The sequence below is a fragment of the Paenibacillus sp. sgz302148 genome (genome assembly GCF_056120465.1).
The window spans coordinates 137358-163161 of sequence record NZ_JBVYOJ010000017.1; the positions used below are offsets into that span (position 1 = coordinate 137358).

At 46.9% G+C, this 25804-nt stretch carries 26 protein-coding genes; 8 read left to right on the top strand and 18 right to left on the bottom strand.

The annotated features are described in order from the left end of the window. Positions 1–202: 202 nt before the first annotated feature. The 3 genes from AC0LWM_RS23635 to AC0LWM_RS23645 form a co-directional block, all read right to left on the bottom strand. Positions 203–799 (bottom strand): YdeI/OmpD-associated family protein, encoded by a 597-nt coding sequence (locus AC0LWM_RS23635; RefSeq protein WP_474677460.1) that lies wholly within the window; start codon positions 797–799, stop codon positions 203–205. Between the two features lie 48 nt (positions 800–847). After that, complete coding sequence (locus AC0LWM_RS23640) at positions 848–1156, bottom strand: putative quinol monooxygenase (protein ID WP_474677461.1); 309 nt, start codon at positions 1154–1156, stop codon at positions 848–850. Between the two features lie 125 nt (positions 1157–1281). Next, complete coding sequence (locus tag AC0LWM_RS23645; RefSeq protein ID WP_474677462.1) at positions 1282–2550, bottom strand: ATP-binding protein; 1269 nt, start codon at positions 2548–2550, stop codon at positions 1282–1284. 204 nt (positions 2551–2754) lie between these two features. On the opposite strand from AC0LWM_RS23645, the gene AC0LWM_RS23650 reads away from it, so the two are divergent. The 4 genes from AC0LWM_RS23650 to AC0LWM_RS23665 all read left to right on the top strand — a co-directional run bounded on the left by AC0LWM_RS23650 (position 2755) and on the right by AC0LWM_RS23665 (position 6131). Next, a complete protein-coding gene (locus AC0LWM_RS23650) occupies positions 2755–3177 on the top strand; it encodes a MerR family transcriptional regulator (RefSeq protein WP_474677463.1) in 423 nt (140 codons plus the stop codon). Continuing rightward, positions 3174–3782, top strand: a complete 609-nt coding sequence (locus AC0LWM_RS23655; protein WP_474677464.1) for an NADPH-dependent F420 reductase — start codon at positions 3174–3176, stop codon at positions 3780–3782. The genes AC0LWM_RS23650 and AC0LWM_RS23655 overlap by 4 nt, the downstream gene beginning before the upstream one ends. Positions 3783–3993: 211 nt before the next feature. Then, the gene (locus AC0LWM_RS23660) at positions 3994–5046 is read left to right on the top strand and encodes a bifunctional transcriptional activator/DNA repair enzyme AdaA (RefSeq protein ID WP_474677465.1); all 1053 of its coding nucleotides are present in this window, start codon (positions 3994–3996) and stop codon (positions 5044–5046) included. A 311-nt stretch (positions 5047–5357) separates the two neighbouring features. Next, positions 5358–6131 (top strand): GNAT family N-acetyltransferase, encoded by a 774-nt coding sequence (locus AC0LWM_RS23665; RefSeq protein ID WP_474677466.1) that lies wholly within the window; start codon positions 5358–5360, stop codon positions 6129–6131. 46 nt (positions 6132–6177) lie between these two features. On the opposite strand, the gene ahlS is transcribed toward AC0LWM_RS23665, so the two are convergent. Continuing rightward, positions 6178–7026 carry an AhlS family quorum-quenching N-acyl homoserine lactonase gene (gene ahlS / locus AC0LWM_RS23670; RefSeq protein ID WP_474677467.1) on the bottom strand — a complete coding sequence of 283 codons (849 nt, stop codon included), beginning with the start codon at positions 7024–7026 and terminating at the stop codon, positions 6178–6180. 188 nt (positions 7027–7214) lie between these two features. On the opposite strand from ahlS, the gene AC0LWM_RS23675 reads away from it, so the two are divergent. Together AC0LWM_RS23675 and AC0LWM_RS23680 are read left to right on the top strand one after the other, a co-directional pair. Then, on the top strand, positions 7215–7619 hold the full coding sequence (locus AC0LWM_RS23675) for a winged helix-turn-helix transcriptional regulator (protein ID WP_474677468.1): 405 nt from the start codon (positions 7215–7217) through the stop codon (positions 7617–7619). Between the two features lie 103 nt (positions 7620–7722). Continuing rightward, the gene (locus AC0LWM_RS23680) at positions 7723–9117 is read left to right on the top strand and encodes an MFS transporter (RefSeq protein WP_474677469.1); all 1395 of its coding nucleotides are present in this window, start codon (positions 7723–7725) and stop codon (positions 9115–9117) included. A 134-nt stretch (positions 9118–9251) separates the two neighbouring features. Here AC0LWM_RS23680 and AC0LWM_RS23685 read toward each other — a convergent pair whose 3' ends face one another. Continuing rightward, complete coding sequence (locus AC0LWM_RS23685) at positions 9252–10352, bottom strand: helix-turn-helix domain-containing protein (RefSeq protein ID WP_474677503.1); 1101 nt, start codon at positions 10350–10352, stop codon at positions 9252–9254. A 239-nt stretch (positions 10353–10591) separates the two neighbouring features. Here AC0LWM_RS23685 and AC0LWM_RS23690 point away from each other — a divergent pair, with 239 nt between their 5' ends. Then, a complete protein-coding gene (locus tag AC0LWM_RS23690; protein ID WP_474677470.1) occupies positions 10592–11638 on the top strand; it encodes a YncE family protein in 1047 nt (348 codons plus the stop codon). Positions 11639–11699: 61 nt separating this feature from the next. Here AC0LWM_RS23690 and AC0LWM_RS23695 read toward each other — a convergent pair whose 3' ends face one another. The 10 genes from AC0LWM_RS23695 to AC0LWM_RS23740 form a co-directional block, all read right to left on the bottom strand. After that, positions 11700–12152 (bottom strand): hypothetical protein, encoded by a 453-nt coding sequence (locus tag AC0LWM_RS23695; protein ID WP_474677471.1) that lies wholly within the window; start codon positions 12150–12152, stop codon positions 11700–11702. 45 nt (positions 12153–12197) lie between these two features. Next, on the bottom strand, positions 12198–12581 hold the full coding sequence (locus AC0LWM_RS23700) for a hypothetical protein (RefSeq protein WP_474677472.1): 384 nt from the start codon (positions 12579–12581) through the stop codon (positions 12198–12200). A 39-nt stretch (positions 12582–12620) separates the two neighbouring features. Beyond that, complete coding sequence (locus AC0LWM_RS23705; RefSeq protein WP_474677473.1) at positions 12621–13082, bottom strand: GNAT family N-acetyltransferase; 462 nt, start codon at positions 13080–13082, stop codon at positions 12621–12623. Positions 13083–13320: 238 nt separating this feature from the next. Further along, positions 13321–14208, bottom strand: a complete 888-nt coding sequence (locus tag AC0LWM_RS23710; protein WP_474677474.1) for a stalk domain-containing protein — start codon at positions 14206–14208, stop codon at positions 13321–13323. A 511-nt stretch (positions 14209–14719) separates the two neighbouring features. After that, on the bottom strand, positions 14720–15223 hold the full coding sequence (locus AC0LWM_RS23715) for a hypothetical protein (RefSeq protein ID WP_474677475.1): 504 nt from the start codon (positions 15221–15223) through the stop codon (positions 14720–14722). Between the two features lie 624 nt (positions 15224–15847). Next, complete coding sequence (locus AC0LWM_RS23720; RefSeq protein ID WP_474677476.1) at positions 15848–16312, bottom strand: hypothetical protein; 465 nt, start codon at positions 16310–16312, stop codon at positions 15848–15850. A gap of 34 nt (positions 16313–16346) precedes the next feature. Next, positions 16347–16850 carry a hypothetical protein gene (locus AC0LWM_RS23725; protein WP_474677477.1) on the bottom strand — a complete coding sequence of 168 codons (504 nt, stop codon included), beginning with the start codon at positions 16848–16850 and terminating at the stop codon, positions 16347–16349. 201 nt (positions 16851–17051) lie between these two features. After that, the gene (locus tag AC0LWM_RS23730; RefSeq protein WP_474677478.1) at positions 17052–18248 is read right to left on the bottom strand and encodes a DEAD/DEAH box helicase; all 1197 of its coding nucleotides are present in this window, start codon (positions 18246–18248) and stop codon (positions 17052–17054) included. Positions 18249–18256: 8 nt separating this feature from the next. Continuing rightward, positions 18257–18616, bottom strand: coding sequence for a nucleotide excision repair endonuclease (locus tag AC0LWM_RS23735; protein ID WP_474677479.1), 360 nt, complete (start codon positions 18614–18616; stop codon positions 18257–18259). Positions 18617–18679: 63 nt separating this feature from the next. Continuing rightward, positions 18680–19228 (bottom strand): MarR family transcriptional regulator, encoded by a 549-nt coding sequence (locus tag AC0LWM_RS23740; protein WP_474677480.1) that lies wholly within the window; start codon positions 19226–19228, stop codon positions 18680–18682. Positions 19229–19367: 139 nt separating this feature from the next. Here AC0LWM_RS23740 and AC0LWM_RS23745 point away from each other — a divergent pair, with 139 nt between their 5' ends. Continuing rightward, positions 19368–20369 (top strand): quinone oxidoreductase family protein, encoded by a 1002-nt coding sequence (locus AC0LWM_RS23745; protein WP_474677481.1) that lies wholly within the window; start codon positions 19368–19370, stop codon positions 20367–20369. 283 nt (positions 20370–20652) lie between these two features. Here AC0LWM_RS23745 and AC0LWM_RS23750 read toward each other — a convergent pair whose 3' ends face one another. The 3 genes from AC0LWM_RS23750 to AC0LWM_RS23760 are packed head-to-tail and all read right to left on the bottom strand — an operon-like array spanning position 20653 to position 25799. After that, a complete protein-coding gene (locus AC0LWM_RS23750; protein WP_474677482.1) occupies positions 20653–22380 on the bottom strand; it encodes an alpha-1,3-galactosidase-related protein in 1728 nt (575 codons plus the stop codon). 12 nt (positions 22381–22392) lie between these two features. Further along, on the bottom strand, positions 22393–24051 hold the full coding sequence (locus AC0LWM_RS23755) for a response regulator transcription factor (RefSeq protein ID WP_474677483.1): 1659 nt from the start codon (positions 24049–24051) through the stop codon (positions 22393–22395). A 2-nt stretch (positions 24052–24053) separates the two neighbouring features. Next, entirely contained in the window at positions 24054–25799 is a 1746-nt protein-coding gene (locus AC0LWM_RS23760; protein ID WP_474677484.1) for a sensor histidine kinase, read from the bottom strand. Positions 25800–25804: the final 5 nt, after the last annotated feature.

A 25804-nucleotide genomic window follows, 5' to 3' on the forward strand; every position in this document is an offset into this window, starting at 1 on the left:
GCCGAAGAGGAATGAGGAAACGATTGGGATCGCCACGATCGGCAGTTGCCGGGACTTTATCTGTTGCTCTCATGAGCCGGATTTCGGCGCATTACCGATACATTCGTGAAGCATTCTGCCGCAACCATAAAAACAAGCACGCTCCGGAGAAAACTTTCGGAACGTGCTTGTTTATGGCGACGGTCTAGCGGCCGCTCACCTCTTACGGATAAATCTTCTCGCCCTTCTCCAGCATCTCAATAAACTGCGTCATCCGCTTCGTCCGGGTTTCCGGCTTCTTAGCGCTATGAATTCGGAACGTTATCGCATATTGATTGGTCTTGTTCAACGTTTCGTAGAACGCTTTCGCTTGCGGGTGGCGATCCAGCAGCTGCGCGAAATCCTCCGGCAAGGAAGCGTTGCTCTGCGATTCGTACGCCTTGTCCCACTCCCCGCTTGCCTTCGCCGCTTCGATGGCAGCAAGCCCCGAAGGCTTCATCCGCCCCTCGGCGATTAGCCGCTCGGCTTTGTCTTTGTTCACCTTCGACCAGATGCTCCGCTTTCCCCGCTTCGTGAACCGCTGGATCCAAAGCCGCTCGTCCCAAGCTTCCTTTTGGCTGTCGACCCAGCCGTAGCACAGGGCTCCTTCCAACGCTTCATCGTAAGTAATCGAAACAATGCCGGATTGCTTCTTCGCGATTTGCAAACGGACCCCAGGCGAATCGTCATGATGCTGCTCCAGCCATTCTTCCCATGAGCCTTGATCGGCGAAGAGCATCACCGGCAGTTCAACCGATACTTTCCCTTTTGCCTTAGTCATTCCAGTCACCTCTCCTTGCTGAACATCATGCTATTCCAAACCTCTAGACTAGATGCCTTTTCCCCCAAGGGGGCTTAATTTAATTTGCTCGACGCCCGCGATCATCGGCCTCGCGCGCCCAATCATCGCTTGGGTCGACTCCGATGTCAAGGATGCCGCATGTGCCGCGGAATCGCTCCACACCTCCGTGACCCACACAACGTCCGGTTCGTCGTCCGCAACGTTGATGACATAAAGATCGCAGCCTTGGACGGTCTTCATTGCTGCGGCCGCTTCCAAGAGCAGCTCGGCAAATGCGTCGCGTTGCCCCGGTTGCGTCGTAAATTTCACGTACATGCCGAACTTGTTCGTGGTCATTACCGGTCCCTCCATTTTGAAAAGTCATTTTGTTTAATATAGCTCACCGAACTTTCGATTGTATTGTAAAATCGCGACAACGCACAATCGTGTTCAGGCGACTGTATATTTAAACTTCGCATCGTTTAAGCGGGCTCCGGCCTTCGGTTGGCAACGGGAAACGTGATCGAGCAGCAAGTCCCTTCCCCTTTCTTGCTTTTGATTTCTACGTCGCCTTTTAACTCTTTAATCATGCTGAAAGCGACCATCGTCTCCAATCCGGTTCCTTTCTCTTTCGTAGAATAAAACGGCATGCCTTTCCGTTTAATCTCCTCTTTGGTCATCCCGGCTCCGGTATCGACAATGTCAATCGCTATTTCTTTGCGCTTCTGTTTTAATGTAATCGTTAAAACCCCGCCAGCGTTCATCGCTTCAATGCCATTTTTCATCATATGGATCAAACATTGCTTAAGCTTCAGCGGGTTGGCTTCGATCATGACGAAGGATTGAAGCTTGTCCTGGATCTGTACGAGATTTTCCGCGGCCGCGGGCGATAATGTCTTGATTGCATCTTGAATAAGCGATCCCAAATCTATCGATTCCTTTGTATCCGCCTGCGATTCGGCAAGCGACAAATATTGGGCGAGAATCGATTCCGCATGCAGCAGCTCGGTCATCATCAAATGCAAATATTCGTTTCGTTTCGTGTCGGTGACCGGCTGGTTCATCATAAACTGAAGGAAACCATGCACGGCCGTCAATGGATTTCCGATTTCATGGACGAAGGCTGCCGATAGTTCTCCGAGGATAAATAAATTTTCGGCTCGCCGAAATTTCTCTTTCAGCCTCTTTTTCTCCAACATGCCGTCGATTAAGTAAAACGCAATGCCCATCGTTAACAGATTGATTGAAAAATGAAGGAGCTGGAGCAAAGCAAGATGTAAATCAAAACGGAGATCGAAATTGTGTACTTGGAGCGTGGCGGCGATAAAAAAGATCGCCGTATACACTACCAATAGAATGATGCCGATGAACATTTTTCTTTTTCTAAAAAATGCGGGAGCAAAAACATAGAAGCAACTGACAACGAGGCAAAGAAACCCAAAAATGATGACGGCGGTATAAAAACCGGCCCCGCCCAAATAGTACCGGTAGGATAAATAAACGACTCCAACGAAGAGGGTGCTCCGAACCCCGCCGAAAAGAAAACAAAGGGTGATCGGCACCGAGCGCAAATCGTAAATAAATCCGAAGTGCGTTCGGAATGGGAACGTCATGCAAAGCACGATGGCAGCGGAGGCAAGCAGCGAAATGAGAAGCTCGTTCTTCGGTTCCGTATCTTCACGGTCCAGCCAGAAAACCTGGTAGCATAGAACAGATATCAAAATGATAAGCGTATTTAATAATAACGGCACAAGCCCCATCCAACCAGCCGCCCTTTCAGCTTCTCGATCCTCTTATTCTTCATTTTATAACTAAAATGGCAGAAAAATAAAGGGGTTTCATGCTCGCGAGCGCCAAAGCCGGGCAAATTCCCCATCAAAATTATCGACGAAAAAGTGTTGACTTGGAGTCGGCTCCAACGGCTACAATCGGGTTAGAAAGGTGGCGGTGAACTTATGTATACGATCCGGCAAGTTGCCGATCTTACTGGCTTCAGTCCCGATACTTTAAGGTATTACGAAAAGGTAGGTTTATTAAAGCCGCCTGAGCGAGGGGCCGGTGGAGTACGCATGTATAATGACGACAATGTTCATCTGTTGACGTCGTTAAATTGTTTGAAGAAAACCGGGTTATCGTTGGAAGACATTAAGCAGTTCATTCAGGAAGGCCAATGTTTCGAGAACCATTCCGCCGACTGGAACGCTGACGAGATTGAATTATTATCCAATCGAAGCAAGATTCTTTCAGAGCATTTGAGCAGAATGGAGAAACAACGCCGGGAACTGGATAACATCATTAAGCTAACAAAAGAGAAGTTGGGATATTACGAAAACATTTTAAGTTCAGCTGAACAACTAAAAAGGGGGATTTCGAAATGAAAATTGCTTCGATCGGTTCGGGAAATATGGGCGGAACATTGGGGAAAATGTGGGCTAAACACGGACATCAGGTGATGTTCGGTTCGCGCGACCCGCACAGCGATAAAATACGGGCTTTACTCCAGGAGGCCGGGACTAATGCGCAAGCGGGAACGGTGCGGGAAGCCGTTTCCTTCGGCGAAGTGATCTTGCTGGCGGTTCCTCATGACGACGTTGAACGAGTTTTAGAAGAAGCGGGTGACCTGCACAATAAAATCCTGATCAATTGCACGAACCGTTTCGATGGAAAATCCGCAGATCTGGAAGTGTTGCGGCTAGCCAAAAATGCACGCGTTGTTCGAGCTTATCACGCGCTTCCATGGGAAGCATTGGCGAACCCCCAATACGGTCCGACGAATGCGACTTCGTTTCTGAGTGGCGACGATGCCGAGGCTAAGGAAGTTGTCACCGGGTTATGTCGCGATATCGGCCTTGACCCTGTAGATGTAGGCAGCTCGGCCAATATGGAGAAGATTGATGCGGCGATCGGCATGCTATGGAACACGCTTTTTCCACAATTCGGACGCGATTTCAGCTTGCGGGTATTGAGGCGAGAGGTAGGCTAACTAAAATCCAGCGCCCCTGGTGCTCCAAAAAATGATGCAGGTTGCCGCGGCAGCGAAAGAAAATTGTGCTCCGACGCCGCCTGCATCATTCTTTTTAACTTTCTGCAAATTAACTTTCGATCTCGGATCAATATTAATGCCTGAAATTCGGCGACGTTTATTGTCGGAAGTTCTATAATAAAACTATACATTCAAGGTTAGGAAGTGGACCATGATCACCGCCGAACGTCACGAACAATACTACAAGGCATTATTGGAAAAAAACACGGAATACGAGGGTATATTTTATGTAGGCGTCAAGACAACCGGCGTATTCTGCCGTCCGACTTGTCCGGCACGGAAGCCCAAGTTTGAGAACTGCGAATTTTTCGAGACCGCGCAGCAGGCCCTACTGGCCTCTTATCGGCCGTGTCAACGATGCCGTCCGTTGTCCCATCCGAACCAAGTTTCGGATGTTGTCCGCATGCTTGTCGAAGCCGTCGAGAACAATCCCGAAAAACGATGGAAAGGGCAAGATTTCAAGGCTCTCTCGGTAGATGAATCGACGGCACGCAGGCAATTCAAGAAACGATTCGGCATGACCTTCGTGGAATACGCACGCGCGCGCCGCATGGGGCTTGCCTTGAAGAACATCAAGGCCGGACAAACGATCATCGATACGCAGCTATCAGCCGGGTATGATTCCAGCAGCGGTTTCAGGGACGCATTCTCCCGAATCATGGGAGCAGCACCTACTCGATTAGATGATGGGAAGATTCTCAAAGCATCTTGGATCGATACGCGTCTTGGCCCCATGGTTGCCATCGGGGACGAGCATGCGCTTTATCTCTTGGAATTTGTTGACCGCCGAGGTCTGGAGCGCGAAGTGGAACGGCTTAGAAAACGGACAAAATCGGCGGTTATCCCGGGAACCACGGAACCGATCCGATCGATCGAAAGAGAGCTAGCCCGTTACTTCGAAGGTACGCTGACCGCATTCACAACCCCGCTTTTTTTATTAGGATCGCCTTTTCAAAAAAGCGTATGGGAGCAATTAATGAACGTACCGCCGGGAGAAACTCGCTCCTACCTCGAGCTTGCCCGTTCACTCGGCAAACCAACCGCCTTTCGCGCCGTAGCTCAAGCCAATGGAGCAAATCAACTTGCGATCGTCATTCCGTGCCATCGCGTCATCAATTCGAACGGCGATTTGGGCGGATACGGGGGCGGCATATCGCGTAAAAATTGGCTATTGGATCATGAAAAACAACAAAGAATGGAGTAGTTGCCGCGGCAGCCTACTCCATTCTTATTGTGATCCAAAACGAGAACCATGTTATTGAAGAAGTTAGATTCGATGGCGTCGCGAGTTCCACAGGATGATATAATTCACATTTTCGTGATGATCTTAATGTAGCGAATGAACTTCTGAAACCTCTCGCGAAAAGTCACTTGGGTTCACCACTTCCCTCTCGATATTTGCTTCTAACCAATAGTTCGATGTTGAGCTGCCGATATCCTTTTGCTTCCATATTGAAATATGAACCTAATAAAGCTAAGCTTAAAGCATTACAAATCAAGTTAAGGCGGACGAACATGAATAAAGAGGAAATGATTCGACTGTTCAACAAAGAACAACGGATCGAGAACAATACCCCAGGCATGCGGCGCGAGAAGGCCGGTCCGGTCATTCGGGAGGTCTCCCTCACAGACGAGGACGGATTCATTATTTATTCGAACCTGAAGGGCGTAAACGTGGAGGAAGACATTCAAGAGCAAGTGGCATATTTTCGCGGGTTGGGTCAACGGTTCGAGTGGAAGGTATACGACTATGATCAGCCGGCCGACTTGAAGGAGAAGCTGCACGCACACGGGTTTGAGATCGGCGAACCTGAGGCATTGATGATGATGCAGCTGAATGAGGAAAATCCGCTTCTACCGCGAGCGATCCCAGCCAATATCCGTGAAATTACAGATGTAGCCGGGATCGACGATATCATCGTGCTGGAAGAAGCCATATGGGGAGAGCCGCATGGCGATCTGGGCGAACGCTTGAAACGAGACTTGAGCAACGACCCGGAGCATCTGAAAATCTATGCGTGCTACGCAGACGGCCAACTCGTCAGCGCGGCTTGGATGTACTTGCATGAAGGCACATCCTTCGGCAGTTTGTGGGGCGGCTCAACCTTGCCCGACTACCGTGGGCAAGGAATCTACACCTCGCTCATTGCGATACGTGCCCTAGCCGCATGGCATCGAGGATATCGGTATTTAGTCGTTGATGCCAGCCCAATGAGCCGGCCGATTCTGGAGAGCAAAGGGTTCGAGTTTCTCGCGTATTCTTATCCTTGCATGTCGCCCGAGGTTTGATAAACGTTTTATATAGAATTCAGCCTGGAAGCTCGGAATGACCTGCTTATTCGTAGTATCCTTCCGTTGATTTACGCAATTGTTTGAATTGATCCGCATCATGCCCGAACCACACTTGGGAATTCGTTCGGGCAGCGAGCGTGCGGATTTTCTCAACCGCGTTCCGATAGCCGATCGAATCGTATATAATGCCCGGCGGCTTGACTGGTGGACCGTAACTCTCTGCCGTATAGATGGTATCGGAAGCGAGGATGACCCCTCCTATTTCCGGCATTTTAATGTGCAAGCCTAACATGCCCCAAGCATGGCCGCTGCCAAAGTTAATAATCTTAATGCCTTCAGCCAATTCCAGATTATCTTCATTTCGTTTGACGGTTCGCCACTGCAAGTGGTTTTTGATCCAAGCATCGATGTCCGCCCAGACGTAGGCTCCTTCTTTTTCGTTGCGGGCATAGCTTTGCAACGTGCCGTTCAGCTCATCTTCATGGACGATAATCGTAGCGTTCGTGAACATTTCCAAGCACCCGGCATGGTCCAGATGCAAATGAGAGGCAACGACGTACTTGATCTCCTCAGGCCTAACATGGAGCTGCTCCAGCCGGTTGTGCAGGTAACATTCCTCGCTCGCCACCCAAGGGAACGCCTGCTGAGTGGATTCGGCCCAGCGTCCTTCGATGCCCATCGAGTTCGGGTTGCAAGCCGTATCGAACAAAATTTTTCCTTCCGGATGATCGATCAATACCGTATAAATCGGAAATTCCACGAACTGTGTCGGTGCATTAGGATTACTGATCGTAGCTGGATTATGCATGGCGATCATCCAGTTTTTATCCATGCTCATTCGGCCGTTATCCATCACATATAGCTTAGGGCGGGCTTTAATAATATTTGGCATGTTCATTTCTCCCATTAAATTAAAATTTTTGTCTGTCACACTTGCCATTGAAGAATCATAACCGCAGAGTGAATATCCATTGTTGCTCCTCCGTTGGTATAGACATACAATAATTCATAAACTAAACTTATGTAAGTAGGCACTTTAAGGTTTCCTGGGAACTTCGAGGTGCATAGGAGGGAAATCATTTGACATCTTCGGCCAAAACAAAACAACCCGACATCTCATTGGCGGTGTGCGGATATAGCAGAGTTCTTGAAATCATTTCTAATAAATGGACGGCACTCGTCATTTATGCATTGGAGAACGGAAGCATGCGATACGGAGAAATAGAAAGAAGAATCGAGGGCATTTCCAAAAAAATGCTCACTCAAACGGTACGAAAGCTGGAATGGAATGGGCTGGTCCAACGCCATATTACGCCAACCGTGCCCCCAACCGTCGAATATTCGCTCACTCTTTTGGGAGAAAGTTTGCTTCAGCCAATGAGAGAACTTAGACAGTGGGGAAGAGAAAATTACTGGCATGTCGAGACGGCAAGAGCTAATTACGATCTAATTTTCAGTAAGGAGCCTCAGTCCTCGGCAAATTGAAATTTACGATCAGCGCATACAATGGGGTGAGGAGCTTGTGAAAAAAGCAGTTGACTTTGCCTCCTAAAAAAACACGAATCATTTTTTAGGAGGCAAATCACGAATGAAATTGAATATGAAGTTGGCAACCCTTGTATTAATGGTATTCGCTTTATCCGTCCTTGTCGCTGCAATCACCGTGGATATGGTCAACCCGGTACTCCCTCTCATAAGCGAACATTTGAAAGCCTCGGAGGCTGAGGTGAGCTGGGTAGTGAGCGGCGTAGCAATTGTACTGGCGATCGGAGTTCCCCTTTACGGGCGCATGTCGGATTTTTTCGCGCTGAAGAAGCTGTTTATTTTCGCCGTAGTGATCCTGGCGATAGGAAGCCTGATTTGCGCACTTGCTCCGAACCTTCCCGTCTTGGTTTTGGGGCGAATGGTTCAAGGTGCCGGGATGTCGGCCATTCCCGTTCTTTCCGTCATCGCCGTTTCGAAAGTTTTTCCGCCGGGAAAACGAGGAGGGGCTCTCGGCGTCATCGCAGGCTGTATTGGGGTCGGAACAGCCGGAGGTCCCATTTTGGGAGGGATGGTCGGTCAATTGTTCGGGTGGCAATCTCTGTTCTGGTTTACCTTTTTCCTAACCGTCATTGTCATGATTGGCGCGTCCTTCGTGTTACCGGCTCTCAAATCGGTTTCGGAAGCTGGATCACATCGAACATTCGATTTCGCCGGTGGATCGCTACTCGGACTTGCGGCTGGATTGCTTCTATTTGGCGTAACCCAGGGAGAAGCGGCCGGTTGGGCTTCATTTTCATCATTGGGTAGTATGATAGGATCCCTATTCGCTTTGATTGGATTTGTTTGGCGCATTACCACCGTAGATCATCCGTTTGTGCCGCCGGTCTTGTTTAAAAACAGATATTATGTGTGTTCGGTTATTGTCGCTGTTTTTTCGATGTTTGCTTATTTTTCGGTGCTTGTTTTCGTTCCGCTGCTGGTCGTGGAAGTGAACGGACTTCCCCCCGGTCAAGCGGGTATGATTCTTCTGCCGGGAGGCGCGTCCGTGGCGCTTCTTTCTCCGTTCGTAGGCCGCATTTCGGATCGATTGGGGACGAAACGGCTGATCGTTTCAGGGATGACGTTGATGGGGACTTCAACTTTATTCCTGTCGACCTTCGCCTCCGCTTCCCCCCTTTTGGTCAGTGCGGGCGTCCTGGGCGCGGGAATCGCTTTTGCGCTAACAAATTCCCCTGCTAATAACGCTGCGGTCAGCGTGCTAGCTACAGATCAGGTCGGTGTCGGAATGGGGATATTCCAGGGGGCTTTATACCTTGGAGCAGGCGTAGGAGCGGGAATGACCGGGGCATTACTATCCGCACGCCGGGGAGCCGCGACGGCTTTGAATCCTCTATACGGACTGGATGCTGCTATCCCTTATTCGGATGCGTTTATGGCCGCAACCGTCAGCGTGTTGATCGCATGGGTGGCCGCACTGGGATTGCGAAATGACAGATAGCGCAGAACCGATTTGTTATAAAATGAGGAAACGATAGATCGCAAATGTAAAGCAGCGGCGTCTAAGACTCTATTTTGGGGTCCTGGTACGCCGCTTTTTCTTCTTTGTAGGTTAGATGGGTGGGCTATTGCCCTTTACTTCCATACGCCGGTGCTGCGCTTGTCGGTAGCCGCTTCCTCGAGCTCTTGAATGAAGGCAACCATTCTCGTGTCGTCTTGGAACTGTGGAAAATCGGCTCTTAGAGCTTTGATTTCCCCGCGGCAAGCGTTTTGCGAGGAGGTGTTACCTAGCCAGTTTTTCGAACCGTCCATATATTTGACAGAGTCCACCGCATACGACGGATTTTGATCAAAACGAACCGCATGATATACGCATTTTTCAAGACTTTCCCACATGCCGTCGAAATCCCCGATTTCCGCTTGGACCTTGGCCAAATCATGGAAACTCCAAACACAAATGAGATCGCAATAGTTCGGCGTATCGTGCGTAAAATTTTCAAGAAACTGCGCCTGGAATTTTTCCAAATCGACTACATAGCGGAGATTATTTTCCGCACGGTAACAATCCGCCAGCGTGCCGGTGATCATGCCGAAACCAAAAGCAATGTTGAACAAATAATTCTGCATTTTGGACTTGGCTTCGCTTAATTTGCCGCTCTCTTTCAGGTGAAAAGCGATGTCAGGATCAAAACAACCGTTGACGTTTACCTCCTCAAGGATGGCGATTGCCTTGTCATACTCCCCGATCGAGCCGTAATCAAATGCGATGCTTCGCATGATCGCTTCTTTTTTGGTAGGTGAATCCGGGGGCCTTACGGCCAGTGCCCTGTTGTAGTATTCGATTGCTTTCTCCACCGTGCTTTTTCTGTCCGCACTATTCCCGGAAGCTCCAAACGATGTAAATCCCGCCATAAAATAAAGAATCCTAAAATCATTCGGATATTTCTTCAATGCTTCCTCAGCAAGAGGTAGTCCGGCTTGATAATCCATGTTCTTAACGAACTCTTCTAGCTTATCTCTATACTCCTGCACGTTCGTGGAATCAACCTGATGATCAAGCAAAGCATCCACCGATACCTTGAAAAAAGACGAAATTGCAGGCAGAAGCGTAATATCCGGATATGCGCTTGCACACTCCCACTTCGAAACTGCGGCTATGGACACGCCTACCGCACCAGCAAGCTGCTCTTGCGTGACCCCGTGTTCCTTCCGCAGTTCCGCGATCTTCGAACCTATGTTTAAACTTCATCGACCCATCTCCCTGATTTTGGATTATCAGCTGATGAATCCATCTTAGCACGAACCTTCGATCACCGTAATGGAGCCTCATTCGATTGCGGTTGATTATGAATTCAACCTGGAGTTGACTAGATCAAATGTGCGTCGAATCTTACTAGAATGCGAATAAAAGTACAAACTCCCGGCTCTTCTCTTCCATATTCTAATGTGAAGAGTGAATGAGAGGAGCATTGGAAATGGGCGATATTAAAGTCATCGCGAGGATTCGCGTCGGGAGCAAGCCGATTGACATCGCATTGAACAAACGGACGAATTTATTGTATGTGACGAATAACGGTAGCGATACCGTGTCGGTAATCAACAGCCGTACGAATCGGGTGATCGCAACGATCAAGGGAATTGAGGATGCTGCCGTTGCGGCCGTTAATCCGCGAACGAATCAAATCTATGTCGGCGGCTTGTCGGGAAAGCTGTTCATGATCGACGGTAAAAGGCAAAAGCTTATCCGTACCTTTGACGTGGGAGGGGGCTTCGCTTCGATCGCGGTGAACGTCAAGACGAACAAATTGTACGCGATAAACAATCAACGCAACTCGGTCACGGTCCTTGACGGCAATCGGAAGAAGATCGTCGCGACGGTGAAGGTAGGCCAACAGAACCCGAGCTTCGCGGGTCCGCACACGGTTGCCGCCAATCCGTTCACGAACCGCATCTACGTGCTGAATCCGGGAGCGGATACGGCGACTGTCATCTGCGGCCGCACGGACCGGGGCATGGCAACGATCAAAGTCGGCCAAGGGCCGGATTCTCTCGCATTCAATTTGCGCACCAATCGTTTGTACATCGCAATCGAAGGGGCCAGCGTCGCCGTCGTTAACGGGCGGACGAACAAACGGATCACGACGATTCCGAACGTCGCATCCATCGATACGATGGCAGTTAATCCGGTGACGAACCGGATCTACGCGCCGGATGATACGACCGGCAGCCGCAAGATCACCGTCATCTGCGGCAAAACCAACAAAATCATCGCCACGATCCAAAACGGCGAATCACCGCGAATCCCTGTCGTTAGCCGCAAGCTGAACCGAATCTACGTCTCGACCGCGGGGGAAGAAGCGCCGCCGAGCAGGGCGAGCGTCATTAACGGAGCGAATAACAAAATCATTAAATCGAACCTGCGGCTCGGGCTCGGGACGTCGGCGGGCGTCGTTAACGAAAACAACAACCGGGTATATTTCGCCAACGGATCCGGGAATACGATCACGGTTATTTCGGGGTAACGATGCAAACAGGGAGACTGCCATTTCATCGTCAATGTACGCGGAGCGGCAGTCTTTCCAACTAATCAATGATGCATCCTAGATGCACCTTATCTTGCCTGATCCCTTTTACCTTATATTCTTTTTCAATCGGAGCTTGTATTTTCTTAAAAAGCTTTTCCGCCTTTTTTATTTGCTGTTTATGTTTCCGTTCATCGGATTCCTGATTGACCCATACATAGATCGTCGTTTTCTTATCAAGAATCGTTGCGCTCGTGACAACCCAACCCGGTCCTTCAAAAGAGCCTTCAATTAAACCAGTTATAGTATGACCTCTTATAGCATCTGGGTTTGGACTTCGCCAATTGTTATCGTTCCATATTTCAACAATTGCATCGAATGGAATCACTTTGGGGTAAGTTATCTCCACAATTGCTCCTTCGTAAGGGCATCCTTCCGTTGATTCGAACTCATACTTCTCTACATCCTGGCATCCTGCTAGCAATATGAAAAGAAAGATGAAGATTCTCTTCATTCAAACACTTCCTTAATCTGCTGGTATAATAAGTCACCACTTTACTCATCTTTCATCGATTAGCCATGTTTTCGCATCCTCAGGATCGGAATAAAATGATATTCTTAGCTTCATTCCCAGTCTATTCACCCTTCTTCTTAGTCTCCATCTATTAAATCCCGATAATCCAACAAACGAAAGTTTGTCGATATGATCCTTCAAATTGTAGATATTGTTTGTTAACTCTTGCAGTACCCTACGCGTAACCGCGGTCTTATACATGTCTACCCATATTTTCAATCTTTTCTTAGTATCAAAAATAAACTTTTCTTCTTGTTTCATCAATTCAAAAAGTTTTTCTTCGTTTTTATAGGTATTGCCGTATTTTAAACAATGGATTTCTCCGCCTTTGTAATAATAAGGGTATATTGAACCTCCCGGCGATTTCATTTGAGCATCATTTCCTCACTCACCTATTCCTTATAATTCTTACAGAATCTTCGTATAATAAATTAATTCCATTTCTTTGTATTGTTTTCTAACAGTTTCTATATAACCGTTTCTACTAAATAATTTTTGAGCTGGAACCTGTCTGCTGGTGGTATCAAGTACTACTCTCCTATAACCTTTGGCTCTGGCGGACTTCTCTAGTTCCGATAATAAAATTCCACCGATCCCCCTTCCTCGATACTCTCTTTCAATTCTGATTCTCTTAATTTCAGCAGTTTCATCGTCAATCTTTTTAAAGGCCCCCATGCATACGACTTTATTATCCTGTAGCCCTACAAGAAATTCGCCATTATTATGAATATAAGTCTCCTCAATCTGTTCGATGTCTTTATCTAACGCTGGGTCCCCGATACTGGCGCCAAATTGGTTGAGTCCATCAATATGTAATTTGACGATATGATCCTGATCTGCTTTATTGTATTGTCTAATAATAAAAGGCATAGCTATCCGCCCGCTTTCGTCCCTTGAATCATCATACTTCCCAGTTTGTATTTTATGTAACGTTTTGGTATTCGCGACTCTCTACCATAAATCTCGAAAAGCCAGCCGCGATGCAGTGCATGGGTCGCCTGACTCTTCATCTTTGAAAATCCCCTTGGCGACCGAGAGTCTCGTTAGAGGTTCGGTGTGTGAATGCGGCGTTATTGGGGATGTCAGCGAAATTTCATTCGCGTAAATCTTATTTTTTCACCGCTTCCCCTAGGAGTTTAATGATCTCTTCGTATGCCTCGACAGACGGTGTATTCGAGGGGTCAATGATATTCTGAAATCCATTTTTAATTCGACCTTTCCAATACTCTGCCATTTCTAATGCAGTCCAATTGGCGCCCGCTGTTAGCGAGGGATCAGCACCAGCATTTAAAAGGAATTTCACGACTTCCACCCGACCATCACCAGCTGCATTTTGAAGTAGTGTTGTGCTGTAGAACTGGCCTTCAGCAAAATAATTGATATCCATTCCGTTCTCCAAGAACAACTTAACGATTTCAACGGAATCATCAACAAAGTTATATATGGCAGGACCCAAAGGGCCAACCATAACGGTTGGATCAGCGCCTGATTCTAATAACCTTTTGACTTCCGCTACTTTTTTGTTTATCACAGCATCAAAAAGTTGGTTCTGTTTTGCAGAAGTAATCCAGACTACATTTAATCCCCCACCATAAAGTTCTACACTTCCTCCACTTGCCTTTCCAACAAATCGAAGCGGGATATAGGTCGTTCCATTGTGAACAATTGGTGCCAATGGCATGACTTCAGTAGCATCATTAACTTTTGCGGAAACCGAGCCAATGGTCAGTATAATCGTCAATTCGGAATTTTTGCCCACCACTTGATTGTGTTCAGGATCCCATTCCACATCTAATCCAAGTTGCTTAAAGACAGGGCGGAAAGGTACCATGGTTGTTCCGTTTTGTAAATAAGGTGGCGCAGATAGTTTGAGCTCTTTATTATCGATAAAAATTTTATATGTTGGGGTTACTACCTTGGTCAGAACGGCTGCGTTGACTTGTGAATTAACTTGAAAGAAAAATAAAAACATTACAACTAAGGCTCGTTTTATCATGTGATTATGTTTCACTCCCAGCTCTTGATCTTAACATTCCATCATTTTTTTCTTTTTTTCATTTGATTCCAGATCATAAATACTATAAATATAGCAATCGGTAAGTAAGTTTCTATTTTAGAGCTTTTGACTTTAAGATAAGATAAAAAGTCCTCCAAATTAAAAGTGATAATGCAATGTACTAAACCATTAACTAGCCCAATTATTACGAATGAAGGAAGAATCCAAGTAAAAAAATGGTTATACCCCTTTTGTAGCCTTGTAAACGGAATGATTGATAAATAAATGACTAGAGCTATGATCAAATAGATTAATATGTAATTTATAAAAAAATCCATGTAACACCACCTTGGAATTCATTTAACGTTCTTGTATTAGACCAAGGAGCATTTATTTACGTACAAATAAATTAATTTTCGAGAAATGTTCTTTCCAATAATCTTGCATTGCCACTAACACTTCGTTCTTCTTCCCAGTAGTTATTCCATATTTGCTATAGTCGGCTTCATACCTATTGATAATTCATAAAAATATACTTCCAGTGTTCTCTAATTTCACAGTAAAAATCCATTGAGTTGTACTCATAAATGTTCTTCCAAATATTGAATTGTTCTATAGGATCCTTATCTTCAAAAACAGTTAATTCTGGTGTTAACCCAATATAATCTGAGCCATAATGTACTTCCACTAATTGAATTGGACCAAGAATATTATTGTTTAATTGATCCATTTCTTCAGCGGGAATCCATAATTCTCTATGATGACTAGCTCCAACGACTTGTTCTTCGAATTTATCGATAAACGGACTTGAGACATTAAATTCAGTTACGAATCCAACATAACCCGAAAATTTGTCTTTTGTATTCCATTCCTTTGCTATCTGATCAGCATATTGTTTATTTAATACTGGGTAAAATATGGGTTGTTCCGGTAATCTTGGGGGAAAACCAGCCAAATTTAAATCAAGCATTAATTTCATTTCTATAAGCCCGACAGGGCGATATAATGTTTTCATTTTTCAATCCTCTCAACTGTATATTAAAATCTGGCCGCGACTCGGCGTTCATTATTTAACTAGATATATTATCATCATCTTAATAACCATTAGTGCAATTCCAATCAACGATCCTACAAAGAGCAAGAATAGAAATACTGTTAATATCCTTTTTATCAGTCCATTAATATGCTCATTGATTATAAATGTTAGTATCAGTGTAAGTATTATTAGAAATATAAATCTCCATAAATAAGCTAGACCAATGATCATTGAAAGCCCATATAGAAATGAGCCTAAGTACATAAAGTACTTTGTTTTTTTAGTCATTTCGTTGTTGTTTTTTGTCATACAATTCCCCTGTTAGTAAGCTTTTCAATATATTTCGGTTCCAAATAATCGAAAATTTATTTCCGCTCCCAAACAACTATAAATAATGTTGCTAATGGTCCTATTAATAGCGATATGAGAAACCAATTTATACCGCTTCTATTCTTGCTCTGAGCCAATCCCGCATTAATAAGTGCTAACGTCCCCCATCCAACAGCATAGCTCCCATCAGTATTAAGCATCATGTCAAGTCTCCTTCTATTAGTAGAATTAAAACTCTCTTGATGTAGAAATTCTCCCCTTTAACGATGTACCTCACTCACTTATAATTCTTGCAAGTTCAACTCCCTTCCTTACGGCACTTATTAATGTTTCATCATTTGCCTCAATAATTTGATTCGATAAATGAACAAAACCTCTTCCTTTTATCTTTTCAGTCGGTGTTATTTTATATCCCTTTTTATGTCTCCAAGATATACAAACTAATTTCAAACCTCTTACTGCTCTTGGATACGATTTGAATCCCATAAGTCTGCCCATTACTGTTTCATTAGCCATGGTATCCTTAGATTCTATGGAATAGCATTTGGAAAATGAATCCATTAGTTTCTCTTTAAGATTTCTATCAGAAAATCCAGCTTCTAATTTAATAATGCAATCTATTTCGGCCAGTCCATATTTCTTGGATCTACCAGTCGAAACTAAATACAATTGACTCTGTTCATCGATATAGACATTTACTTCCTTATACTTTAAATAAGGAAAAAGAATGTATTTCAAGTTTATGATCTCCTATCTCTTATATTTCTTATATTCAGGGGTAGTCGGCGGCTTCTACTGCTTTTAATAGATGTTTTATTTTGTATCTATTGCGTTGAGAAATTCTCTTTTCTTCCAGGTTCAACTTCAAAGCTTCCGTAAAATATTGTTGTTTATCTCTTGGCATCTTCTCAATCCATTGTATTGACAATTCAATCCAGTAATTAGATTTATGTTCTTGCTCTAGTGGAAACTTCGCGATTTCAATAAAGGGAAATACCTCGTAAATATCCTCGTATTCAAAATCAACTGAAGATAACAAATCTTCTACTTGCGCTGAGATTGTATCCAAAGAACTTTCTAGCAATTTCTCAACATACAAAAAATCACTCAATTGTTTCAGTTGTCTGTATCCGCTTGCAGTTTGAACGTACCAATATCCGTCACTTGAAAGGCCAATTTTATTCTCTTCGAATGAGAGTATAGGTAAACTAGATTGAGATTGGGTATTCAATACGTTCTCAATTCTAATAAACAAATCTTCTAACAGGTGAGACAACATTATCACCCCGTTACTTAATCTTTATGTATTTTATTCGCGAGCTTCACGCGATATCCTTTTTATGGATAATCCAAACAACCTCAATACGAAAAAGACGCGCAGCCGGTTGCCATGGGCAATTGGTTTCTGCACGCCTTATTTATGGCTGCTTACCGAGCAATGAAAAAAGCCCTAAACCAAGTTTAGGGGCTCGTTGATTCACTTCTTTTTGAAAGCTGGTTTTGAGGGTACTTGTACCTTGACCGGCTCCGTTGTGCCTAGCATCGGGTATGGGTGGTCCTTCACAACGGGAATCGTCTTTTTCGTCAACTTTTCAATATCCCGCAAATACGGAATTTCGTCTTTTTCGCAAAAGGAAATGGCAATCCCGCTGTGTCCCGCTCTGCCCGTTCGGCCGATTCGATGAACGTAGGTTTCCGGAATATTGGGAAGGTTGATGTTGATCACATGCGATAGTTCCTCGATATCAATTCCTCTTGCCGCGATGTCGGTTGCCACCAGCACGCGGGTTACACCGCTTTTGAAATTGCTTAAAGCCGTTTGGCGGGCATTCTGGGACTTATTCCCGTGAATGGCCTGAGCGGTGACGCCGATTTTGTTCAGTCCGCGGACGACGCGGTCCGCCCCGTGTTTGGTCCGAGTGAACACCAGAGCTGAAGCAATGGACTTGTCCTGCAACAGAAAATTCAATAAGTTTTGCTTGTTTTCCTTGTCGACGAAATACACCGATTCCTGAATTCGATCAACCGTCGATGAAACCGGCGTGATTTCGATCTTCACCGGATTCACGAGAAGTGATTTGACCAAATTGGCGATTTCCGGCGGCATTGTGGCCGAGAAGAAAAGCGTTTGCTTCTTGCTTGGCAATTTGGCGATGATTCTCTTCACGTCATGGATAAAGCCCATGTCCAACATACGATCTGCTTCATCCAGCACCAATACCTGAACATGCTGCAGGTCGATCAGCCTTTGGTTCACCAGATCCATCAGCCGGCCGGGCGTTGCAATGACGACGTCCGCGCCTTGCTCCAGTGACCGCTCCTGCGCCTTCTGCGAAACGCCGCCAACGATAGCCAAACAACGCAAATCGGTATATCGGCCGTAAGCTTGCATGTTATCCAAAATTTGAATCGCCAGTTCACGAGTCGGCGTCAAAATCAATGATCGAATCCGCCGCTGCATATTCGGTTTATTCGGATGCTGGCTTAGCCGCTGGATAATCGGAATCGCAAATGCAGCCGTTTTCCCGGTTCCGGTTTGGGCGCAGCCGAGTAAATCCCTGCCAGCCAACACCGCGGGAATCGCCTGTTCTTGTATAGGCGTCGGTGTCGAATAGTTTTCTTTGCTTAATGCTTTTAAAATCGCGGGGATGATGTTCAATTCTTGAAATGTCATAGGGTCTCCTAGCCGTTATAATACACTTTGTCCACGTTGTATTTTGCCTTGAACTTATTGACGATATAGGTCTCGTAGATTTCCCGATCGACAGGGTCTTCCACGATGCAAACCTCGATTTTGGTTACTTCGTTCCGATGGTTTTTGATCGGCGACACGGTATCCTCGAAATGTTTTTTAATCCTTGGCCGCAACTTCCTTGCTTTGCCGATAAACAGCAGCTCGTCCTTATCGTTATAGAACATAAAGATGCCGCCCCTTTCCCTGGAAATCAGGTGAAAATCCGTAAAACCGTAAATATGGCTCAACTGCGGCGCATCCTGCTTGGCAATGGTTACATCCGGCGTCGGAATGGTGATGATGATCACGATGTCACGTCCTTTATCATAATGGTACATACTAACACATATCGGAGCGTAACACCACAGCTCTTATTTGGCTTTAAGGCTCTCCTCCTGCTTCGGATTCACCCAAGACGTCTCCAGAGCATCCTTAAAAATCCTCACGACAAACTCCAACTCATGAGTCTCGTACTTTTGCAGGAATTGTATAACCCCCCGCTCCATCTGCTGATGCAGCGCTAGATGCAGCTCGTATAGCTCCTGGCCGAGCGGCGTTGTGCGGAACAGGATTTCTTTTTTGTTATTGGGCAAAAATTCGGTTTCGATCAGCTTCCGGGTTACCAGCCTTCGCGTAATTTTGGATACGCTGCCTTTGGGAATGCCCGATGTTTTGGAAATCGTGATGCCGTTCACCGGCTCCAAGCGGCCGATTGCGTCAACGACATGAAGCTCCATAACAGTCATGTCCCTGAGCAGCTTCTCCAATGCAGGGTTGTCGCAGTGCTCGCGAAGCCAACGATGCTCTTCGTCATCCTCCGCTTGCATCCGCTTCCCGACTTGTTCGAACAATTCCATTACGTTCGCGATCAATGGAAGTTTATCCGAAGCTTGTACAGCTTGAGTTTTGTTCGTCTCCATCCGATCCACCTTTTTCATCGACATGTTACTACAGTATATCAATTTTGCACGGACAAATAAAGTTTCCAAGAAACCATATTGACGAACAGCACCACCGTTGTTATTATTGTTTCCAGGAAACTATTTGGGAGCGATCCCGATGATGAAAGCCATACGCATTCACGCCTACGGCGGTCCTGAAGTAATGCAGCTTGAAGAAATAGATCCGTTGGTTCCGGGGGCGGGTGAAGCGCTTGTCCGCATTCATGCCGCTTCGGTTAACTTTCTTGATGTGCAGCACCGGCGGGGGGATCTGGTGAAGCAGGAGTTTTATAAGGAGCAAGGCGGACTGGCGGCTGCTCTCCCCTTAACGCCCGGCAGTCAAGGCGTCGGCACGGTTGAGTCGCTTGGGCCCGATTGCCCCGCCCATCTCAAGGTCGGCGATCGCGTGTTGATTTTCGGAGGAACAGGCACGTATGCGACACATGCCGTTACCCGGGCGGACCGGATCATGCCGATCCCGGATGAGCTTAGCTTCGAACAAGCGGCCGCTGGACTTACACAGGGATTCCTGGCATACGCCTTCACCCACAAGACCTATCCCGTGAAATCCGGGGATTGGTGTCTAGTTCAAGCAGCTGCGGGTGGCTTGGGACTTCTGCTCGTTCAGATGATCAAGCTGCGGGGCGGGCGCGTGATCGGGGTTACATCGACGGAGGAAAAAGGGGAGATTGCCCGTCAATACGGGGCGGATGAGATCATGATTTCGACCCAGTCGGATATCGCCAAAGAAGCAAGGCGCATCACCGTAGGCCGCGGCGTTCATGTCGTGTACGACGGCGTCGGTAAAGATACGTTCGAAGCCAATCTCGACAGCCTTGGCCTCGGCGGTTACTTGGTCATTTACGGGCAGGCAAGCGGTTATGTTCCGCCAATCGATTTGATGACACTGCAGGAGAAGGGTTCCTTGTTCATTACCCGGACGAACGGCCTCCCTTACCGCAAAGACTGGCCGGAGTTCATCCCGCTATTGATCGAATGGACGAAAGAGGGGAAATTCGTCGTTCCCGTCGACCGCTCCTACTCGTTAGCGGAAGCCGCAGAGGCGCACGCACGTTTCGAGCAACGCAAAGCTACGGGCAGAATACTGCTCATCCCTTAAGGCATGGTAGTTTCAATGTAAAGCAGTCTGCACGCTCCATCGAGAGACTCCCCCTCATGGTCATGCCGATCTCCCGAATTACGATCGAGACGAGCAGATGATGCCTAACTCGAATCACTCACCCCATCAATGCCAAAAGGGCTGCGCCCAAGCGGTTCGATTTCCGCTAGGCCCAGCCCTAGGGGGACTTCACGCCCCCTGACCTCCTGAGATGCCATTTGGAGGAGACGCCGTCGGTCCCTCGTGCCTCCCCCCCTGATATCCGGTCCTTTCCCAATGTTCGTTACGCTAGCTCCATCTCTTCATCGCCCACCAGAGCTACGGTTTGCACCCCTTCCGCACATTGGTTGCCCGAAATGACAACATTTTTACACGCTTTAAGCTGTATCGGGTATTTCATAACGTGGTGCTGCGGGTAAGAGTCGCTTCGCTCGATGACATTATTCACGAAGGTGAACCCGTCGACGGAATATCCGTTCACGATACCAACATCGAACGTAACGAATCGATTGTTTTCGATCGAAATATTGCGATGGTAGCATTGGTCATACGCCTCCGGCCGCTCGATCTCGGGATCGATATCGATCACGGCGGTTCCCCAATCCGGACAGCAATAATTGCAATCCGTAAACTCATTGTTGCGAATCATAACTTGCCTTACGGCTCCGGACTCGAACCAGGAGTTGGCGTCGCCGGATATTTTAATGCCCGCCCCTGGAGCACTGATCTTGTTATGTTCAAGAAGAACGTTGCCCGACGTGGTGATCAAAAATCCGCGGGCGCGGTTTGCCCTGACAATAGAATGGGTGACCGCCAGATCGGGATGCCATGATGTATTACCGATGCAGTCCAAAATATCCACATCATCCGGCAGCGGCTGTTCGAGTTCAACTATGATATAGTCCTTATTCAAAACTTTCACATCTTTAACCGTTGCATTTGCATACGTTAAGAGCGACTCTCTCTGCACAAACTCAATTTGATCCCCCGGCTCGGCGATCTTGATCCCTTTGGCCATGCCATGAGCGAGTTCGACCATAATCCGGTCGTTGCCGAGCTTTTCGGTTATTCTGGCATAAATGCCGTGTACGTTGCATGGATCGTCCAATTGATTCTCGAATAAACAATGGTCAATCGTCACCGTACCGCGGCAATATACGAAATGAGTGGCATCCGCCGTAGCGGTAACCATACGGTCCGATCCCGGTCTGCGCATAACGTTGAACTTGTGCAAGCGGATATTCGTACACCATTGGGCGAGAAGCCCCATACCGGGGGCATGGTGGACGGAAATCGACTCCAAATTGACGTTCTCTCCGCCATTGACGAAAAAAGCCGGATTCTCTCTTCTTCCGAAACGCATGACGATGACGTTGCCAACCTGGGGTGGTTGTATGTTATCGCCTCGATAAGTAATCGTGCCCGGATGCGATTGTTCCACGCTCACCTTGCGATAGTTTCCCCAGCTTAATCTGTCGCCGCTTTGATAGGCAGGCGCTTTCGTCCGGCTGTCGAACTCGTTCAGTCCCCACACTCTTTCGGGTTTTCCGCCAAAATCGAACCAAATCGCGTTGTTATCAACTTTATATTGGGTCCCCTCCGGCAGCTCGATGTCGAACGAACCGGAGTCGGCGCGGGACACCGTTCCTTGGGCAAACATCGGCGCCTCCCAATCGATCGTAAGATTTCGTACGGTCACATTGCGGCAGTTGTCGATTGCGAACGGGATCATCGGGCCATGAAAAATAAATTCGGATCCTTGTCCGTCGATCGTCAGCCCGCTCCGAGCAACCAGCCGGATAGCGATTCGGCGCAGCCCCTCCTGATCGTGATTCGAAATGAACAGTTGCTTCTCCTCGGCCTTGTCGGGCCAAAAATGGTAGCTCCCCTGCGGAAATACGAGTATCGCGCCTTCGATTCCCCTGCAATATTCCAGGGCGGACCTAACGGCCAGCGTGTTGTCGAAACCTGGTTCCGGCTTCGCTCCGAATTGCTCTATATTGATGATCATTTTGTTCCTCCTCTATCTGCCGTTGCGATACTCTTGCGGTGTAACGTCGTTGTATTTTTTGAAAAATCGGGAAAAAGCAAGCGGGGATAAATAACCTACCGCTTTGGCAATATCCTGGGTTTTCATGTTTGTCTCCTTGAGCAGCATCTTTGCTTTTTCATTGCGAACCGAAGCAACGTACTCGGATATGCCGATACCTGTGACACTTTTATATAAGCGGGATAAATACGACGCATTCAAATGGACCTGTTCGGCAAGTTCAGATAACGATATATTGGCGGCTACGTTCGCATGAACATATTCGTGCACTTTGTCGACAATAAGATGCGTACTCTTGTCCTTATCGTTCTTATGGCATTCGAATATACGCTCAGCCAATCGTCTGAAATATTCAATCAACTCCACCCACGAAATAATTTCGCTCGTATCGAACAACTTGCCGATCGGCACGTGCTCAATCACTTTTCGCATCAAATCGTGCCTGTTCATGTAGGACATGAATATCGATGCAAGCGAATGATAGATTTCCATCTTGAGATAATCGTTGCACTCTTCACTTGCAAGACCGTTCAGTACTTCATCGAGTACGGCCGTAAATTGCTCTTCTCCCCGATTTTCGAGGTGGTAGGCGATCAGTTGAAATTTCCTTTGCAAGGAGAAGCCGATGACTTTACCGGGACTCTCTGTTACGATACCGGATGTTGTTCGACCGCTTCCTTCTACCAGGAGCACTTCGCTTTGCAAACCGATTTCTTGCGCCAATAGCGAAAGCAATCGGTCGAACTTCTCGGAAACCCCCGTCCATTCGCCGGGTCGCTCGCTTAATACGAAGGAGACGGGCAACCGCAGCAAATCCCGGCACGCGTTCTGGATCGTTTCCAGCATCCCTTTAACGAAATAAAACGTACGCTGCCAGACTTCGTCTTCTGCCTGGAGAGCTTCAAGCTTCTTCGGCTGAATGAACCATATCATTTGGGAATGTTCGTAAATGATCGAAAAATAAGTCGCCCCTTCGCCCAAACATTCTTCCATGATGTTCTGTACGGCAAAAATGAGCAACTCTTGCTCAGGCCGCTTCATCGAGACGTTACGCCAGCTATCGATGCGCGCGATCAACAGAAATACGGGAAAGCCGCTGTGCAGAGGAATGCCTGTTTCTGCAAAATCCTGTTCGAGACGAAAACGATCTTTCGACTTGCCGTGCAGCAGCGCCACCATGTATTCCTTTTGAAGCGACGGGATGGCCCGCCTCATATGCTGTTCGGCCTTCTCGACAAGCTTCCTCGATACAAACTCTTCCTCAAGAGCTTGAATTGCCCTTGACACGACTTGCACAATTTTCGCTTGCTCTTCCGTTTTCAAAATATAGTCGAACGCACCCAAACTCAGCGCGCTTTGCACATAATTGAAATCGTTGTAGCTGGTTAGAAAAATCACCTTGCATCTCGGCCATTGCGCCTTGATTTCCTGAAGCAAAGCAATGCCTTCCATATGCGGCATCTTGATGTCGGACAGGACAACGTCGATTTTATGCTTCATCAAGACGTCAAGCGCTTCCATTCCAGAATAGGCTTTGTACACTTCTACATCGAGCGTTTCTTCCTCCAGAAGCGATTCCGCTAAATTGTCGACGATAATCGGAACGTCATCCACTACGAGTAATCGATACATGTTCACTTCCCCCCGGATTGCAGAAATTGCTCGATCTTGAATCGAAGGCTTACCCGCAAACCGCCCAAACTAGACCTCCCAAGCGATATTCCGCTTTCTTCTCCAAACTTTAACCAAATACGTCTGTGCACGTTGTTCAGACCCGTTATATCCTCGTTGGAGCCCGGTGTACTTAATATTCGTTCCTGCAACTGCATGATGTCGTGATCTGCCAGCACATCCCCGTTATCCTCAACATGGATCGAAATATATGCATTGTCCTCGTTCACATGAACGCAAAGTTTGCCCCCTGCATGTTTATTGCCGAACGCATATTTATAAGCATTTTCGATAACGGGCTGTACAATCAGCCGCGGTACGATCAACGAACGGCTGAACGATACACGCTCCGGAAAGATAACGTCAATGCGGTCGCCAAAACAAATGGTTTGGATATTGACATAAGTTCGGCTATGCGCGATTTCTTCTTCCAGCGGTATTTCGTCGGCACCGTCCCGCGTCATCAGCTGAAAGTACTGCCCGACGGAAAGCGAAAACCGGTACGAGGTTTCCATCTCTCCCGATAAAATGAGCTGATTCAATACGAATAAACAATTGTATAAAAAATGCGGGTTAATTTGCGATTGCAATCGCTTTAGTTCATGGCGCTGACTGATTATCTTCTGCTGATATACTTCCCGGATCAGCTCGTCCAGTCTTGCCACCATATCGTTATAGCCTTGATACAAATAGGTGAATTCGTCGTTGCGACGCGGTAATTCAATCTGTTGCAAATACCCACTCTTTGTACTTCGGAATGTGACGACCAATTTTTTGAGCGGCTTATGAATGATTCGATAGATGGAATAAGAAAAGATGACGATAAGCGCCAACGATACGGCAAAAAGTACCCACAGCCTCGTTTCATACGTTCTCATTTCGCCCAGCAAGCTGCTTTCCGGTATGATCGACACCATGTACATTCCAAGCAGAGGAGACAACCGATAGGCAACAATATACGGCTCTTTGCCGTAGGTAACGGACTTGATGCCCGAAGGTTCCCCCCATTGCTGTAAACGGGCCATCAGCCACTGAGTTCGTTCCGGATTGTTGTCGGTGGACAGGTTGAATTGATCGGAAAATCGAACGAGCTCCGTGTTCGTTCCAAGCGAGCGATCGGCGCCCGATAACAATTTCCGGAGTTCGGGCAAAGAAAGCTCCACGCTTTGCACGAACATCGGGCGGCGGTTTAAAGCTCCTCCATAGCGGAAACGAATCCAGAGACGCCTGTCCCAGGAAACGAGCGAACCTTCATGCTTGTCCAAGCTTGCCATTTCCGTAAATTCCGGTACGTTGATCGACGTTTGAAACCCCGAACTCGAGATGGTCCGGTTTATAGAAGGAATATAGGTCTTCACTTCCGAAATATACGGACTCGAACGCTCCACAAGTTTGAGTCTGCGCAGAATGGCTTGTATTTTTTCGATTTTTTCGTAATCATCCATTTCTTTGCCGTTTGCCGCCAATATCAGCAAATCGTTATCCAATACGAATTCCGGCAGCAACCTCAGGATCCGCTCGGTTTCAATCTCTAGCGATCGCAGAACGTTTACGTTTTTGTCCATGATCGATTCCGAAATTTTATTCCTCAAATCATCCTTACCTTTTTCGATGAAAGCAAACATGATCAGAAACAAGGGAGTCAATATGATAATAAAGGCCAATACAAGCCGCAAAAATATCGGCGACGATTTGCGAAATCCTTGCAACGTTG